The sequence below is a fragment of the Parapusillimonas granuli genome (assembly GCF_013416525.1).
Classification (GTDB): domain Bacteria; phylum Pseudomonadota; class Gammaproteobacteria; order Burkholderiales; family Burkholderiaceae_B; genus Parapusillimonas; species Parapusillimonas granuli.
Genome location: NZ_JACCEM010000008.1, coordinates 114041 through 129650, shown reverse-complemented (window position 1 = coordinate 129650; position 15610 = coordinate 114041). Strand labels below are relative to the sequence as shown.

At 66.5% G+C, this 15610-nt stretch carries 15 protein-coding genes; 10 read left to right on the top strand and 5 right to left on the bottom strand.

All coding sequences use genetic code 11. From position 1 onward, the window contains the following. The first annotated feature begins 56 nt into the window (after window positions 1-56). Window positions 57-953, top strand: a complete 897-nt coding sequence (locus H0A72_RS15615; RefSeq protein ID WP_180156990.1) for a LysR family transcriptional regulator — start codon at window positions 57-59, stop codon at window positions 951-953. Here the strand turns inward: H0A72_RS15615 and H0A72_RS15610 are convergent. Next, window positions 950-2011, bottom strand: a complete 1062-nt coding sequence (locus H0A72_RS15610; protein WP_180156987.1) for a maleylacetate reductase — start codon at window positions 2009-2011, stop codon at window positions 950-952. The two genes, H0A72_RS15615 and H0A72_RS15610, sit on opposite strands and share 4 nt — an antisense overlap. Window positions 2012-2066: 55 nt before the next feature. Beyond that, window positions 2067-3053, bottom strand: a complete 987-nt coding sequence (locus H0A72_RS15605) for a tripartite tricarboxylate transporter substrate binding protein (protein ID WP_180156985.1) — start codon at window positions 3051-3053, stop codon at window positions 2067-2069. A 163-nt stretch (window positions 3054-3216) separates the two neighbouring features. Between H0A72_RS15605 and H0A72_RS15600 the strand changes: the two genes are divergently transcribed. Further along, entirely contained in the window at window positions 3217-4215 is a 999-nt protein-coding gene (locus H0A72_RS15600) for a LysR family transcriptional regulator (protein WP_180156983.1), read from the top strand. Here H0A72_RS15600 and H0A72_RS15595 read toward each other — a convergent pair. Continuing rightward, on the bottom strand, window positions 4208-4483 hold the full coding sequence (locus H0A72_RS15595) for a hypothetical protein (protein ID WP_180156981.1): 276 nt from the start codon (window positions 4481-4483) through the stop codon (window positions 4208-4210). The two genes, H0A72_RS15600 and H0A72_RS15595, sit on opposite strands and share 8 nt — an antisense overlap. 221 nt (window positions 4484-4704) lie before the next feature. Here H0A72_RS15595 and H0A72_RS15590 point away from each other — a divergent pair, with 221 nt between their 5' ends. The 7 genes from H0A72_RS15590 to H0A72_RS15560 are packed head-to-tail and all read left to right on the top strand — an operon-like array spanning window position 4705 to window position 12859. Beyond that, the gene (locus H0A72_RS15590; RefSeq protein WP_180156979.1) at window positions 4705-6294 is read left to right on the top strand and encodes an ABC transporter substrate-binding protein; all 1590 of its coding nucleotides are present in this window, start codon (window positions 4705-4707) and stop codon (window positions 6292-6294) included. A gap of 16 nt (window positions 6295-6310) precedes the next feature. Then, window positions 6311-7279: an ABC transporter permease gene (locus H0A72_RS15585; RefSeq protein WP_180156977.1), complete on the top strand. Its 969-nt coding sequence runs from the start codon at window positions 6311-6313 to the stop codon at window positions 7277-7279. Next, window positions 7276-8187 (top strand): ABC transporter permease, encoded by a 912-nt coding sequence (locus tag H0A72_RS15580; protein ID WP_180156975.1) that lies wholly within the window; start codon window positions 7276-7278, stop codon window positions 8185-8187. Before H0A72_RS15585 ends, H0A72_RS15580 begins: the two co-directional genes overlap by 4 nt. Then, window positions 8184-9167, top strand: coding sequence for an ABC transporter ATP-binding protein (locus tag H0A72_RS15575; RefSeq protein WP_180156973.1), 984 nt, complete (start codon window positions 8184-8186; stop codon window positions 9165-9167). Before H0A72_RS15580 ends, H0A72_RS15575 begins: the two co-directional genes overlap by 4 nt. Beyond that, entirely contained in the window at window positions 9164-10255 is a 1092-nt protein-coding gene (locus H0A72_RS15570; RefSeq protein WP_180156971.1) for an ABC transporter ATP-binding protein, read from the top strand. The genes H0A72_RS15575 and H0A72_RS15570 overlap by 4 nt, the downstream gene beginning before the upstream one ends. Next, a complete protein-coding gene (locus H0A72_RS15565; protein ID WP_180156969.1) occupies window positions 10252-11916 on the top strand; it encodes an amidohydrolase in 1665 nt (554 codons plus the stop codon). Before H0A72_RS15570 ends, H0A72_RS15565 begins: the two co-directional genes overlap by 4 nt. Beyond that, window positions 11888-12859 (top strand): CobW family GTP-binding protein, encoded by a 972-nt coding sequence (locus tag H0A72_RS15560; protein WP_180156967.1) that lies wholly within the window; start codon window positions 11888-11890, stop codon window positions 12857-12859. Before H0A72_RS15565 ends, H0A72_RS15560 begins: the two co-directional genes overlap by 29 nt. A 59-nt stretch (window positions 12860-12918) precedes the next feature. Here the strand turns inward: H0A72_RS15560 and H0A72_RS15555 are convergent, their stop codons facing one another. Both H0A72_RS15555 and H0A72_RS15550 read right to left on the bottom strand, forming a co-directional pair. After that, on the bottom strand, window positions 12919-14175 hold the full coding sequence (locus tag H0A72_RS15555; protein ID WP_180156965.1) for a D-amino acid dehydrogenase: 1257 nt from the start codon (window positions 14173-14175) through the stop codon (window positions 12919-12921). Between the two features lie 116 nt (window positions 14176-14291). Next, window positions 14292-15197, bottom strand: a complete 906-nt coding sequence (locus tag H0A72_RS15550) for a LysR family transcriptional regulator (RefSeq protein WP_180156963.1) — start codon at window positions 15195-15197, stop codon at window positions 14292-14294. A gap of 99 nt (window positions 15198-15296) precedes the next feature. Here H0A72_RS15550 and H0A72_RS15545 point away from each other — a divergent pair, with 99 nt between their 5' ends. Further along, the gene (locus tag H0A72_RS15545; protein WP_180156961.1) at window positions 15297-15608 is read left to right on the top strand and encodes an ArsR/SmtB family transcription factor; all 312 of its coding nucleotides are present in this window, start codon (window positions 15297-15299) and stop codon (window positions 15606-15608) included. Window positions 15609-15610: the final 2 nt, after the last annotated feature.

Genomic DNA, 15610 nt, shown 5'->3' with positions numbered 1-15610 from the left:
GCCATGGCTTGTCTAAGACTATATTTGTTCCTATCGATACTTATAAGGTATGGGAAATGGAGCTCAGGCAGATCCGGTACTTTCAGCGGGTTGCGGCCGAACTCAGCTTCACCCGCGCGGCCAAGGCCTTGCACATGGCGCAGCCGCCGCTCAGCCGGCAGATCAAGATGCTGGAGGAGGAAATCGGGGTCGAGCTGTTCGAACGCGCCGGGCGCGGCATCCGGCTGACGGAGGCGGGCCGCTATTTTCTGGACCAGACCGACCTGATGACGCGCAAGCTGTCGGAGACCATACAGGCCACGCAAAGAATCGGCCGCCAGGAAAAGCGCCGCTTCGGGGTGGGTTTCGTTCCGTCGGTGCTTTATGGCTATATGCCGGGTTTCATCCGCCGCCTGCGCAAGCTGGATCCCAATGTGGAAATCAGCCTGGCCGAGATGATCACTCTCCAGCAGTTCGAGGCCTTGAAAACCGGCCGCATAGACATCGGGATCGGGCGCATTCTGCTGACCGACCCGGAAATAGAACGCCTGGTGCTATGGGACGAGCGCCTGATCGCCGCGGTGCCGCGCGAAAGCGGCCTGGCGGCGCGCGCCGCCTTGACGGTCGAGGACATGCTGCCCGAGACGCTCATTCTTTATCCGGCCCGCCCCAGGCCGAGCTATGCCGATCACGTGCTCGATATTTTCCGACGCGGGGGCGCGTCGCCGAGCCGGGTAAAGGAAGTGAATGAACTGCAGACCGCGCTGGGCCTGGTGGCCGCGGGCGTTGGCCTGGCGGTGGTGCCGGAGTCGGTGCACGGGCTGTTCCGGGACGAGGTGGCGTATGTGCCCATCGATGAGCGGGGCTTTTCGTCGCCGGTGATGCTTAGCTGGCGCAAGAACGATCAGTCGGAGTTCTTGCGGGCGACGCTGGCCTTGGCGCATGGGGTCGGGCCCGTGGACGAGGACCGCTAAGGACGCCGCCCCTCATAGGCATTCTGCAGCAGCTGCCGCAGCGGCTGCGGCTCCACCGGCCGCGGGTTCCAGTACGGATTGGCCAGCGCGATATCGGCCGCCCGGTCGAGATCCTCCTCCCGCATGCCCAGTTCCTTCAGCGACGTGGGCGCGCCAAGGCCGGCGGCCAGGTCGAACAGGCCTGTGGCGGCCGGCGTGTCCGCGCGCCCCAGCGCCGCCTGAATCGCGACCATCGCCTCCGGCGCGGCGGGCGTGTTGTAGGCCATGGCGTGAGGCAGAATGACCGTGTGCGTTTCCGCATGGGGAAGATCGAAACTGCCGCCCAGCGTGTGGCAGAGCTTGTGATGCAAGGCCATGCCCACATTGCCCAGCACCGTTCCGCACAGCCAGGCCCCGTACAGCGCCTGACGGCGGCCCGCGCCGTCGCCCGCATCGGCGCGAATGGCCGGCAGCCCGCGCGCCACGGCGCGGATGCCTTCTTGCGCCATGAGATTCATGATCGGGTTGGCGTCCTGCGCGTACAGGCCTTCGGCCGCGTGCGCGATGGCATTCAGGCCGCTGGTGACGCTGATGGACACCGGCAGCTCGTGGGTCAGGTCGGGGTCATAGATGACGCTGCGAGGCAGCACGCGCGGATCGCGGCCGGTGCGTTTCAGGCCGCCTTCCGTGATGCCGTAGATGGGCGTCATTTCCGAACCGGCATAGGTCGTGGGCACGGCCAGGATGGGCAGGCCGGTTTCCCGCGCGATGGCTTTCGCCAGGCCAACGGTCGAGCCCCCGCCGATGGAGACCAGGCCGTCGGCGTTCAAGGCCCGTACCCGCGCCAGCGCGGCGTCGACGGTTTCCACCGGCACGTGCATGCGGGCCGCGTCGAAGATGCCCGCCGCCGCGGCGCCCAGCAGGCCCGCCGCGATTTCCGCCTGATCGCGCTGCGGCCGGGTGCTGAGCACCAGGGCTTTTTCGATGCCCAGGCCGCGGGCTTCTTCGCCCAGGCTTTGCAGGCTGCCCGATCCGAAGAGCACGCGCTGGGCGTGGCTGGTGTAAACGAAATTCTTCATGGCCTTCAGTCGAAAAATGGCGTGTCGGACGATAGGGCGGTCGGATGGGGCGGTTCTATTGCTGGCCGATTTTCTTGTCGGCGATCAGGCGGCCCCAGCGCTGGGACTCGCTGCTGACCAGGGCGTTCATTTGCTCCGGGCCGCCCGCCACCACTTCGAAGCCGCCTTCGTTCAGCCTGGCCGAGATCGCCGGGGTCTTCAAGGTTGCGTTGACGTCGTCGCTCAGGCGCTTCAGGACGGCCGCGGGCGTTTGGGCGGGCGCGATCATGCCGACCCAGGAATAGATTTCGAAATCCTTGAAGGTCTCGGCGATGGCGGGGACGTCGGGCAATTGCGCGGCGCGCGCTTTCGACGTCACCCCCAAGGCGCGCAGCTTGCCCGCCTGGACGTGGGGCAGGACCAGGGGCAGGCTGGCGATCATGGAATCCACATGGGCGCCCATCAGGTCCGTCATGGCCGGGCCGCCGCCTTTGTACGGCGTATGCAGGGCGCTGGTGCCGGCCGTTTCGTGGAAGAGTTCGGCGGCCAGGTGATTGGAGCTGCCCGCGCCGACCGAGGCATAGGACACCGTGTCGGGGGTTTTTGCCGCGTTGATGTAGTCCTGCAGGGTCTTGTGGGGCGAAGTGGCCGGCACGACCAGCACCATGGGCGAGCGCACCATGTAGGACACGCCGGTCAAGTCCTTCGAGGGCGAATAAGCCAGGTTCGGGTAGATGTGGGCTTCGGTCGCGTACGAATCGAACACCATGCCGACGCGGTAGCCGTCGGGCTGCGCTTTGGCGACGGTGCCGGTGCCGATGGTGCCTCCCGCGCCGGCGCGATTTTCGACGATGACGGTCTGCTTCAGCCGGTCGCCCAGCGCTTCCTGCACTTGGCGCGCCACATTGTCGACCGTGCCGCCGGGTGCGAAGGGCACGACCACGACGACTTGTTTAGAGGGATAGTCCTGCGCCATGGCGCCGGCCCCGCAGGCCAGGGCCAGGCCGGCGGCGGTGGCCTGGAGCAGCCGAAGGGAAAGCTTGTTGAAGAGGATTGCGGACATGGAGTGCCTCCGGGCGAGTGCGACGGCGCCGCCGATGAGATGCCGGGCGGCTTGTCTATTTTTGTGAATTTTGCGAAGATGAAAACAGTCTGTAGTCTAATGTCCAGCATATTGGCGGCACAATCGGGCCTGAGCGCAAAATGCTTTTGCGGGTTACGCATAAATGGAAACAGAAAAATTCTCCGAGCACATGTCGGTGTTCGTGCAGGTCGCCCAGGCCCGCAGCTTTTCGGCGGTGGCGCGCAGCAAAGGCATGGCCGCGTCCTCGGTGTCGCGCCAGATCGACGCGCTCGAAGCCGAATTGGGCGTGTGCCTGTTCACCCGGTCCACGCGGGCGCTGGTCTTGACCGACGCCGGGGAGCTGCTGTTCGAGCGCGCGGTGAAAATCCTGCAGGACATGGCCGATGCGCGCGACGAGCTCATCTCGCTGGAACGGAACGTGTCGGGCGTGCTGCGCGTCAGCTGCCTGCCCGCGTTCGGGCGCAGGCACGTCGTGCCGCATCTTGCGGCCCTTTTCGACAAATATCCCAGGCTGTGCGTCGAGCTGGAACTCACGGAAAGCATCGTGGACCCCGTCGTGGACCGCGTGGACGCCGTCTTGAGGGTGGGGCAGCAACCCGACAGCTCCCTGATCAGCCAGACCATCGCCGCCCAGCGCTACGTCATCTGCGCCTCGCCCGACTACCTGCTGCGGCACGGAACGCCCGCCACGGTGCGGGACCTGAACCACCACCGCCTGATAGACCGGGGCCACAGAACCAGCATGCGAGGCTGGCGCGAACTCTTCAGCAAGGACCAGGTCGGCGAGCAGGCCTTTGCGTTTCAATGCAATGACTGCGATTCGCGCCGCCAGGCCGTGCTGCAAGGCCTGGGTATCGGGCTGGTGCCCGACTGGTCCATCGGCGAAGACATCGGGGCGGGCAGAGTGGTCGAGCTCCAGCTGGACGACTTGCTGCCCCAGCCGGAGACCGGCGTCTATCTACTGCGCGCGCTGCCGCGCGCCAGCCTCAAGCTGCGGGCGTTCTCCGACCACCTGATCCGCCACATCGGCAGCCCGCCGATATGGCAGCGGGCAATGGAGCGGGCGCGTCCAAAGCGCCCGGACCGGCGTCCGGAGCCGGGCTCCGTGCGCGGCCCGGCCTCTTCCATCGCCGCTATTTAGGGCGCTTGCCCGAACGGTTGTCGACCGGCGGCGCGCCCGGCGTGGCGCGGCCGGGGTCGGCGGCGTCCTCGGGCTCGATTCCCGGCGGGAAATTCACTTTCGTGGTGGGCGAGTTGGGGTCCACCGGCGCGTTCATCCAGGAGCGGTGCCCGCCCTGAATGGATTCCTTCACCTTTGCGTGTTCCTTCTCGGTGGTTTCCTTCTCGAACGAGGATCGGCGGGTCTCCGTGGACCGGTCGCTTTTCGTTTTGTCGGTGGGATGGTTCATGGCATGGCTCTCGTCGGTATGGTGGAGCCGCGCAGCAAGCGGCGTACCTCAAGGTTTTCCCTAAAGCGTGGCGCATTCCGTCCTCTGGCGCGGAAACTGGCCCCATTGAAAACGCGCCCTTGGACCTATGTCCGTCCGATAGCCCGATGCTATGTTGGCCCCGACCAGTAAAGAGAGAGCGGTGCGCGCCCGGCGCGGCATCCATGTACAAGGGGAAAAACATGCGCAATATCAAGAAGAGCATCGCGTTTGCCGCGGTGTCGTGCCTGGTGTCATTGGCGGGCGCGGGCGGCGCCGTCGCCCAGGAACAGCCGAAGCACGGCGGGACCCTGGTGCTGGGCGCGTATCAGGCGCCCAGGCACTTGAACGGCGCGGTGCAGTCCGGCATGGCGACGGCCTTGCCCAGCACGCAGCTGTTCGCCAGCTTGCTGCGCTTCAACGACAAGTGGGAACCCCAGCCCTATCTGGCCGAATCCTGGAAATGGTCGGAGGACGGCAAGGCGCTGACCGTGAAGCTGCGCGGCAATGCGGTTTTCCATGACGGCAAACCCATCACGTCCGAAGACGTGGCGTTCTCGATCATGGCGAACAAGGCCAACCACCCTTTCCAGGCCATGTTCAGCGCCGTGGAAAGCGTGGAGACGCCTGATCCGCATACCGCGGTGTTCAAGCTGTCGCAGCCTCATCCCGCGCTGTTGATCGCGCTGTCGCCGGCCTTGTCGCCCATTCTTCCCAAGCATATCTACGGCGACGGCGCCGATCTGAAATCGCACCCGCGCAACGCCAAAGACGTGGTCGGCTCCGGCCCGTTCAAGCTCAAGGAATTCGTACCGGGCAAAGAGGTCGTGCTGGAACGCTTCGACAAATTCTTCCTGGAAGGCAAGCCGTATCTGGACCGCGTCGTCATCCAGATCAATCCGGAAGACACGACGCTGCTGATCGGCCTGGAACGCGGCGACCTGCAAATGCTGCCGTTCGCGGGCGACCCGACGGTATTGCGGCGCGCGCAGAGCAACAAAGACATCGTCATGCTGAACAAGGGCTACGAAGGCATAGGCGCCGAGTCCTGGCTGGCGATCAACACGGCGCGCAAGCCGCTGGACGACAAGCGCGTCCGCCAGGCGATCGCCTATGCGCTGGACAAGAATTTCATCTCCAAGGCGCTGACCGCGGGCTTTGCCAAGCAGGCCGTCGGACCCATCATCAGTTCCAGCCCCTTCGCCGACCCGAGCTCGAATCCATACAAGCTGAATCTGGAAAAGGCCAAGCAGCTGCTCGACGAAGCGGGCCTGAAGCCCGGCGCGAACGGCGAGCGCTTCAAGATGACGATAGACATCCTGCCCGGCACCGTCGCCCTGAGCAAGAACGTGGCGGAATACGCCCGTACCCAGCTCAAGAAGATAGGCGTGGCGGCGGACCTGCGCACCTCGGCGGATTTCCCCTCGTGGGCGAAGACCATGGCCAACCACGATTTCGACATGTCGACCGACATCGTCTGGAACTGGGGCGACCCCGTCATCGGCGTGCATCGCACCTATCTGTCGTCCAACATCCGCCCCATCGTGTGGACCAACACGCAGTCCTACCGCAACGACAAGGTGGACAAGGTGCTGGAACAGGCGGCCGTGGAGCAGAACCAGGACAAGCGCAAGGCGCTCTATGGCGAGTTCCAGCGCATGGTGAACGAAGACGTGCCCATCGTCTACATCGCGGAAGTCCCCTACCACACGCTGGTCAGGAAGAACGTCGGCAACCCGCCCGCCAGCATCTGGGGGCCGCTGTCGCCGCTCGACGAGGTCTACCTGAAGTAAAACGGACGGATTCCCGATGTTGCGCTACGTTTTGAAACGGCTCGCTTATGCCGCCATCCTGCTGCTGGCTGTTCTCACGCTGAACTTCCTGCTCATCCACGTCTCGCCGGGCGACCCGGTCGAGACGCTGGCGGGCAGCATGGGCGGGATGACGGAGGAATTGCGGGAACAGCTGCGGCGGCAGTTCGGGCTCGACCGTCCGTTCATCGTGCAGCTGGGCATCTACCTGGGCAAGGTGCTGCAGGGCGATCTGGGGCAGTCATACTATTTCAACGCCTCCGTCGCTTCGCTGATCTGGGAAAGGGTGCCGGCCACGCTGCTGCTGGTCGTGGTGTCGGTGCTGCTGGCGTTCTTCGTCGGCACGCTGCTGGGGGCGCTGGCCGCGCGCCGCCCCAACGGCCTGCTGTCGCAGTCGGTCACCATCCTGTCCATCGTGGGCTATTCCGCGCCGGTGTTCTGGACCGGCATCGTGCTGATCATCCTGTTCGCGTCCGTGTGGCCCATCTTCCCGGTGTCGGACATGCGCACCGCGGGCGCGGATTCGCAAGGCTGGGCCGGCATGCTCGACGTGCTGGAACACCTAGTGCTGCCCGCGTTCACCCTGGCTTTCGTCTATCTGGCGCAGTACAGCCGGCTGGCGCGCGCCAGCATGATGGAAACGCTTTCCTCCGACTACATCCGCACGGCGCGGGCCAAAGGCCTATCCGAAGGCGTGGTGCTGTACAAGCACGCCCTGCGCAATGCCGTGCTGCCGGTGGTCACCATGCTGGGCATGCAGTTCGGCAACGTGCTGGCCGGCGCGATCCTGGTCGAAACGGTTTTCAACTGGCCCGGCCTGGGCCGGCTGGCGTTCGATTCGGTGCTGCGCCGTGACTACCCGACCCTGCTGGGCATTCTGTTTTTTGCATCGCTGATGGTGGTGGTGATGAATCAGCTCACCGACGTCGCCTATCGCATCATCGACCCGAGGATCAAGACATCATGACCGGCTCCTCGCTCACGACATCCCAAGAAACTCAAACCGTTCCGCAGCCCAGGCCGGCCAAGCCGCCGGGCCAGTGGCGCGAGGCGTTGCGGGTATTCTGCCGCAATCCTTCCGCGGTCTTCGGCTTCCTGCTGCTGCTGGCCATCGTCTGCATCACGATTTTCGGGCCCATGGTCATGGAGGCCGATCCCTTCGACATGGTCGGGCCGCCCATGGAGGCGCCCGGGTCCGAATTCGGGCTGCTGGGCACCGATTATCTGGGGCGCGATCTGCTCACGGGGCTGGTCTACGGCGGGCGCGCCACCTTGCTGGTGGGCGTCGTCGCCGCGATCCTGTCGGTGGTCATCGGCATCGTGGTGGGCGCGCTGGCGGGCTATTACGGCGGCTGGATCGACGAAGCCCTGATGCGCATCACCGAGTTCTTCCAGGTCCTGCCGACCCTGCTGTTCGCCATGGTGCTGGTCACGCTTTTCTCGCCGACGCTGTGGACGATCTCGATCGCCATCGGCATCGTCAGCTGGACGGGCACGGCGCGCTTGGCGCGCGGCGAGTTCCTGCGCCTGAAGCAGCTGGACTACATCCTGGCCGAGCGCGTCGTCGGCGCGGGGAACGGGCGGCTCATCTGGAAGGTCATCCTGCCCAATGCGATGGCGCCGCTGATCGTGTCCGCGACGCTGGCGATCGGCACGGCCATTCTGTTCGAGGCGGGGCTTTCCTTCCTGGGCCTGGGAGACCCGAACATGATGAGCTGGGGCTTGATGATCGGCAACAACCGTTCGTACATCCTGGTGGCCTGGTGGGCGGTCACCCTGCCGGGCATCGCCATTTTCTTGACGGTGCTGGCGGTCAGCCTGATCGGCGACGGGCTGAACGACGCCCTGAACCCACGCTTGCGGGAGCGGACATGAGCGCGGTGCTTTCCGTCAAGGGCCTGGCCGTGGAACTGGCGACCCGGCGCGCCACCGCCTACATCCTCAACGACATCAGCTTCGACGTCGGGCCGGGCGAAACCGTTTGCCTGGTCGGGGAATCGGGCTGCGGCAAAAGCATGACGGCGCTGGCCATCATGCGCTTGATCCCGGAGCCCGGGCGCATCAGCGCCGGCTCGGTGTCGCTGCGCGGAACCGATCTGGTCCAGGCGGATGTCTCGCAGATGCGCCGCATTCGCGGCAACAAGATCTCCATGATTTTCCAGGAGCCCATGACCGCCCTGAATCCGGTCTACACCGTCGGCGACCAGATTTGCGAGCCCTTGCGCCTGCACCAGGGACTGGGCCGCGAAGAGGCCCGGCAGAAAGCGCTGGAGATCCTGCAGTCGGTGGGCATACCCGCGCCCGACCGGCGCATCGACAACTATCCACACGAGATGTCCGGCGGCATGAGGCAGCGCGTCATGATCGCCATGGCGCTGGCCTGCGATCCGGACGTCCTGATCGCCGACGAACCCACCACCGCGCTCGACGTGACGGTGCAGGCCCAGATCTTCGACCTGCTGCGCGAGCAGCAGCAGCGGCGCGGCACGGCCATCATCATGATCACCCACGACATGGGCGCGGTGGCCGAGATGTCCGACCGGGTCGTCGTCATGTATGGCGGGCGCGTGGTCGAGGAAGGCATGACCGCCGAGATCCTGGCGGCGCCGCGCCACCCTTACACGCAAGGCCTGATCGCCTGTCTGCCCGAATTGGACCCGGCGCCGTCCGACCATCGTCCGGATCTGCCGGAGATTCCCGGCATCGTGCCCTCCATATGGAATCGCGGCGCGGGCTGTCCTTTCGCCGACCGCTGCGCCCACGTCATGGCGCAATGCCGCAAGGCGTTTCCGCCGTCTTTCCAGATGGGGCCCACCCAGAAAGTGGCCTGCTGGCTGTACGAGGACCAGTCATGAGCGAATCTCAAACCCGGCGTGCGCGATCCGGAACGGGGCCGGAGACCGGCCCGGCCTTGCTGTCGGTGCGCGACCTCAAGGTGCATTTTCCGATAGGCAGGCGCGGGCCGGGCGGCGTGCGTGACAAGGTCCACGCCGTCGACGGCGTGAGCTTCGAGATCCACCGCGGGCGCACCATGGCGATCGTCGGCGAGTCGGGGTCGGGCAAGACCACCACCGCCTTGTCCATCATGCGGCTGGCGCCCGTGACCGCCGGCACCATCGGCTTCAACGGCGTGGACCTCACCGCCCTGGAAGGCGACGCCTTGCGCCGCCAGCGCAGGCATTTCCAGCTGGTCTTCCAGGACCCGTACTCGTCGCTGAACCCGCGGCAGCGCGCCGGCGAAATCGTCCGCATGCCGCTGATGCTGATGGGCATAGGCACGCCGGCCGAACAGCGCGAGAAAGTGAACGAGCTCTTCCGCCTCGTCGGGCTGCGCGAGGACCAGCAGGCGCTGTTCCCGCATCAGTTCTCGGGAGGGCAACGCCAGCGCCTGAACATTGCCCGCGCGCTGGCCACCGACCCGCAGCTCGTGGTGTGCGACGAACCCGTATCGGCGCTCGACATCGCCATCCGCGCGCAGATCCTCAATCTGTTGCGCCGCATACAGCGCGAGCGCGGGCAGTCCTTCCTGTTCATCAGCCACGACATGGCGGTGGTCGAACATATTTGCGACGACATCGCCGTCATGTATCTGGGGCAGATCGTCGAACAGGGGCCGCGCAACACCTTCTTTTCCCGGCCGCTGCATCCGTACAGCGTCGCCTTGATGTCGGCGGTGCCGACGGTCAGCGGCGGCCGCGAGAAAGCGGCGCAGCGCATCAGGCTGAGCGGCGATCCGCCCAGCCCCATCAACCCTCCCCAGGGCTGCAGATTCGCCGGGCGCTGCCCCGCCACGCAGGCGATATGCGAACAGTCGGCGCCGGCGCTGCGCGAGGTGGCGCCGGGGCATAAAGTGGCCTGCCATTTCGTCGAGGTCGAAGGCGGGCGGATCACCGCGCCCCTGGATGGGCGCCGGGCATATGGAAACTTGGAGCGAACGGCATGAACGAGCAGACGGAACACCAGGACATCACGATCTATCGGGCGGGCAAGATCCTGACGATGAACCCGGCGCAGCCCGAGGCGACGCACGTGGCGGTCCGCGGCGGCCGGATCCTGGCGGTCGGCACGGAACAGCAGGCCTCGGCGTGGGGGGCGGGGCGGCGCGATGACCGCTATGCCGGAAAAGTGCTGATGCCGGGGCTGGTGGAAGGGCACTGCCATCTGCACGAAGGCGTCGTCTGGCTGTACGTCTATGTCGGCTTCTATGACCGCCGCGGCCCGGACGGCAAGGTCTGGCGCGGGCTGAAGACCATAGATGAAGTGGTGGAGCGCCTGCGGGAAGCGCAGCGCGGGCTGGAAGCCGGCCGGCACCTGATCGGCTGGGGCTTCGACCCCATCTATTTCGGCACGCGGCGCATGTCGGTGCAGGACCTGGACAAGGTATCCGGCGAGCGCGCGGTGGTCGTCATGCATGCCAGCATGCACTTGATGAACGTGAACAGCAAGGCCCTGGGCATGGCGGGCATAGACCGGGACACCGACATCGAGGGCATTTCCCGCTTCGAGAACGGCGAGCCCACGGGCGAGCTCTGCGAGTTCGCCGCGATGTTCCCGGTGACGCGCATGATCGGCAATCCCTTCCGCATGCTGGGCCAGAGCCCCGAATGCCTGGGGATGTTCGGCCGGGTGGCGCAAGTGGCCGGCGTCACGACCGCGACCGACCTGGTCAATGAACTGCACGACGAGGGCATCGCCTCGCTGGCGGCCACCACGCGGGCGGCCGATTACCCGCTGCGCATCGTGCCGGCGGCCTCGGGCATGCTTTTCGGCCGCGATACCGAAGCCTGCATGGCCAAGCTGGAACTGCTCAAGCAGCACAACCACGACAAGATGCGGCTGGGCATCGTGAAGCTCGTGGTCGACGGCTCCATCCAGGGCTTCACCGCCCGGTTGCTCTGGCCGGGCTATTACAACGGCGCGCCCAACGGCATTTGGGTGACCGCGCCCGACGACCTGCGCCACATCGTCGAGCAGTACCACTGCGCGGGGATACAGCTGCACATCCATACCAACGGCGACGAAGCCACCGAGGTGGCGCTGGACGCCCTGGAGCGCGCGCTCAGCCTGCACCCCCGCTTCGACCACCGGCACACGCTGCAGCATTGCCAGATGGCTTCCCCGGCGCAGTTCCGGCGCATCGCCAAGCTGGGCTTGTGCGTGAACCTGTTCGCCAATCATATTTTCTACTGGGGCGACGCCCATTTCGAGATGACCATGGGGCCGGACCGCGCCCACCGGATGAACGCATGCGCGACGGCCGAACGGATGGGGGTGCCCTTCGCAATCCACTCCGACGCCCCCATCACGCCCATCGGCCCCTTGTTCACCGCCTGGTGCGCGGTGAACCGCCGCAGCGCCTCGGGCCGCGTGCTGGGCGAGAGCGAGCGCATCGGCGTGGCCGCCGCGCTGCGCGCCATCACCCTGGGCGCCGCCTATACGCTGCACATGGACGACCGCATCGGCTCGATCGAAGTCGGCAAGTTCGCCGACTTCTGCGTGCTGGGCGGCGATCCCAGCCAGGCCGAGCCGGACGCGCTCAAGGATGTCGCGATCGAGGGCACCATGGTCGGCGGCCATGCTTTCGACGCGCCGGGCAGGGGCTGAGGCCGCCGTGGCGGCGCGCATTCCCCTGATCGTCCTCGGAGGCTTCCTGGGGGCGGGCAAGACCACCCTGCTGAATCACCTGCTGAGCCAGGCCGATCGGCGGGTGGCGGTCATGGTCAATGACTTCGGCCCCATCGATGTGGACGCCTCGCTGGTCGCCTCCCACGACGGCGAGACCCTGAGCCTGACGAACGGCTGCATCTGCTGTTCCATCGGGTCCGGCCTCGACGCCGCGTTGATCCGCGTGCTGGAGCGCAAGCCCGCGCCCGAGCTGATCGTCATCGAGGCCAGCGGCGTGTCCGACCCGGGCCGCATCGCGCAGGTGGGCCTGTCCGACCCGATGCTGCAGCTGGAGGCCGTGGTGGTCATGGCCGACGCCGGGCGCATCGTCGCGCAGCTGGACGACCCTCTGATGGGCGATACGGTGGCGCGGCAGATCCGGGCGGCGAGCCTGGTGGTGATGAACAAGGCGGATCTCCTGGGGCCCGGCGAGGCGGAAAGCGTGGAGGCCGAGCTGCGCGCGCGGTATGGGGCGCTGCCGTTCTTGCGGTCCAGCTTCGGCCGCGTGCCGCTGGAGCGCATCCTGGCGCATGGCCCCGGCGGCCATGCGCCTGACGGCGATGCGCACCATCATGAGGATCCGGATCATCCATTCGAGGGCGGGGTATGGTCCGCGCCCGGCATGCTGAACGCGGACCGGCTGATCGCCGCGCTCAAGGGCCTGCCCGCCGACGTGATACGGGTCAAGGGCCGGGTGGTGACCGATCGCCATGGCTCCGCCGTCGTTCAGCTGGCCGGGGGCAGGGTGCGCATCGAGAAAGCGCCCGCCGCGGCGGAGGCGCCTCGCAACGAGCTGGTTTACATCGGTCTGCGGGGGCGCGGCATAGGCGCGGCCGTCTCCGCGGCGCTGGATGCCTTGGCGGCGGAATCCCGAGCGGGGTGACAAGGGGCCGACCCTTGCGGGCCTGGTTCCTTCTTGGCCCTCCTCGATTGCGCCCGACGTCAGCGTTCGGCGAAGGGCTGCGGGTCTATGGGCATGCGGCCGCCTTGCAGCTGGGCGGCAAGCAAGGCCGCGCTGCCGCAAGCCAGGGTGAAGCCCAACGCGCCATGGCCGATGTTCAGCCACAGATTGCCGGCAGCCTTGCTGCGCCCGATCACCGGCTTGCCGTCGGGGGTGGCGGGCCGCTCGCCCGACCAGACGGCGGCGGCGTCCACGGGCAGGGCCGGGAAGGTCTCTTGGACCTGGCTCTTCAATTGCCCGATGCGCCGCGGGCTCAAGGCGCCGGGATCCGCGCCGATGTCGACCATGGCGGCGATGCGCAGCACCGGGCCGATGGGAGCGTACACGATGCGCCGTTCGTAGTCGGTGACGCTGATGTCGGGGACGGCCGCGCCGAGGTCCGGGCCGCGGGGCACGCTCAGGCTATAGCCTTTCAGCCCGTACAGCATGGCGTCGCCGCCCTGGCGACGCAGCAGCTTGCGCGCGCCCAGGCCATTGGCCAGCACGAAGTGGTCGGCTTCGATCGCTTCCCCATCGGCAAGCTCCGCCGCCACGATCCGGTTCTTGCGCCGCCGCAGGCCCGCCACCATGGCGTGCTTGCGCAGCCGGGCCTGGGGATGCCGCTCCAGCGCTGCGTAGAGCGCCTTGGTGAACAGATGGCAGTCGCCCACTTCCTCGCCGGGTGTATAGACGCAGCCCGCGAGCGCCTGGCCCAGGCCGGCAAGCGCGGGTTCCAGGTCCACCGATTCCCGGCGGTCCAGGACTTTTTGCCGGGCGCCATGAGCGGCCTGGTATTCGACCAGCTTGCGCGCCTTGTCCAGCAATTCGGGGCTGCGGTAGGCGATCAGCTTGCCGTTGGACCGATGGTGGAATTCCAGCGGGGTATCGTCCAGCCATTGGTGCAGGGTGTCGCGGCTCAGGTAGGACAGCGTCAGCATGGCCGCGGTAGTCTGCCTGGCGGTCGCGCCGCCGCAATGGCGCAGAAAGCTCAGGCACCAGCGCCATTGCTGCGGATCCATGCGGGGGCGAAAGCGTAGCGGCGAACGGCGGTCCAGCAGCCACTTCGGCAGGTTGGGCAGGACGCCGGGTTCCGCCAGCGGCGCGACATAGCTGTAGCTGAGCTGGCCGCCGTTGGCGTAGCTGGCGCCCAGGCCCGGGCCGTCGCCGGATTCGAGCAGGGTGACTTTCATGCCCTGGCGGGCGAGCTGCCAGGCGGTGGCGGTGCCGATGACCCCGGCGCCCACAATACATACGTGCATGGTTGCATGGACCGAAACGTGGATGACGCCTGATTCTCACACGGCCGACGGGCCCGGCGCCAATAGCTGTTTGCGAGGCGCCCATGCCGTTTGGCTATGGCCCATGGGGCGCCGCGCTATCCCGCATAGGACAGGGCCGCAAGCGCGCGGCACAGGCGGCGCAGCTGGTCGATGAACAGCAGGTCGATCTCGCGCCGGGGCACGGAACCGTGGGTGATGACGTTGATGGGAACCGGAATCGGGGGATCCAGGGGCCGCAGCACGTTGCCGGGCCGCAGCATGGCGCGCGCGGTGATGGCGTCCACGACGGTGTCCCCGCAGCCCGCTTGCGCGAGCGCGCAGGCGACGTAATGGGTCTGCACCTGTATGTTGGGCCGCATGCCCAGGCCCGCGCTGCTCAGCGCGTCGTCCAGCAAGGCGCCCGCGCGGTCGTGCATGTCCAGCATGATCAGTTCGCGCGACGCCAGTTCTTCCAGGCTGATGGCCTTTCCCGCGCAGTCGGCGCTTTCGCCGGCGCTCAGGCAGACCAGTTCCGTCTGGCCCACCGGTGTCTTGTCCATGCCAGGATGGTCGGCGGCGTCGAAGGTGACCGCGAGATCGAGTTCCCGCACGTGCAGCCGTTCGACCAGTTCGGCGCTGTGGTAGGTATGGACGTCGAAGACGACGCCGGGCTGCCGTTCCCGGCTGTGGCGTATGGCCTGCGGCAGCAGCCCCAGCCCGATGGCGGGCGCGCACCCGACGCGCAAATGCCCCTGCGGATGGCGCTTGATGTTCTCGGCGAGCCGGCGCACCGACGCCATGTCCTGGTTGAGCCGGGCGATGTGGGGCGTCAGGATGTCGAGCTCCGGCGTGGCATGCAGCCGGCCCTTGATGCGCCGGAACAGGGAGAAGCCCAGCTGGGCTTCGGCATGCGCCAGGATCTTGCTGGCGGCGGGCTGCGTGATGTGCAGCAGATTGGCGGCCTGCGTCAGCGAGCCCGTGCGCAGGACGGCGTTGATGAGTTCGATGTGTCGTAGCCGCAAGTGTTTCCCCCGTCCGGATCGCCTTTGGCTCACAACATACACATTTTCCGTGGATTTTGTATTAGAATATACTAAATTAGATAGATCTAAATCAAGAGAATGACCCAGGAACCAGATGCCAAGCGCTTCATGCAGGAAGGCGCCGAGAAAGCCACGGCGCTGCTGCGCACGGTCGGCAACCAGCATCGCCTGCTGGTGCTGTGCCTATTGATCGAACATGGCGAGCTCAGCGTGAGCGCCTTGCTGGAACAGGTCGACCTCAGCCAGTCGGCGCTGTCCCAGCATCTGGCCAAGATGCGCGACGAAGGGCTGGTCACGTACCGCCGCGAAGCGCAAACCCTGCACTACCGCATCGCCAATCCCGATGTGGAAAAGCTGGTCGGCACGCTCAAAAGCATTTTCTGTCCTTGATA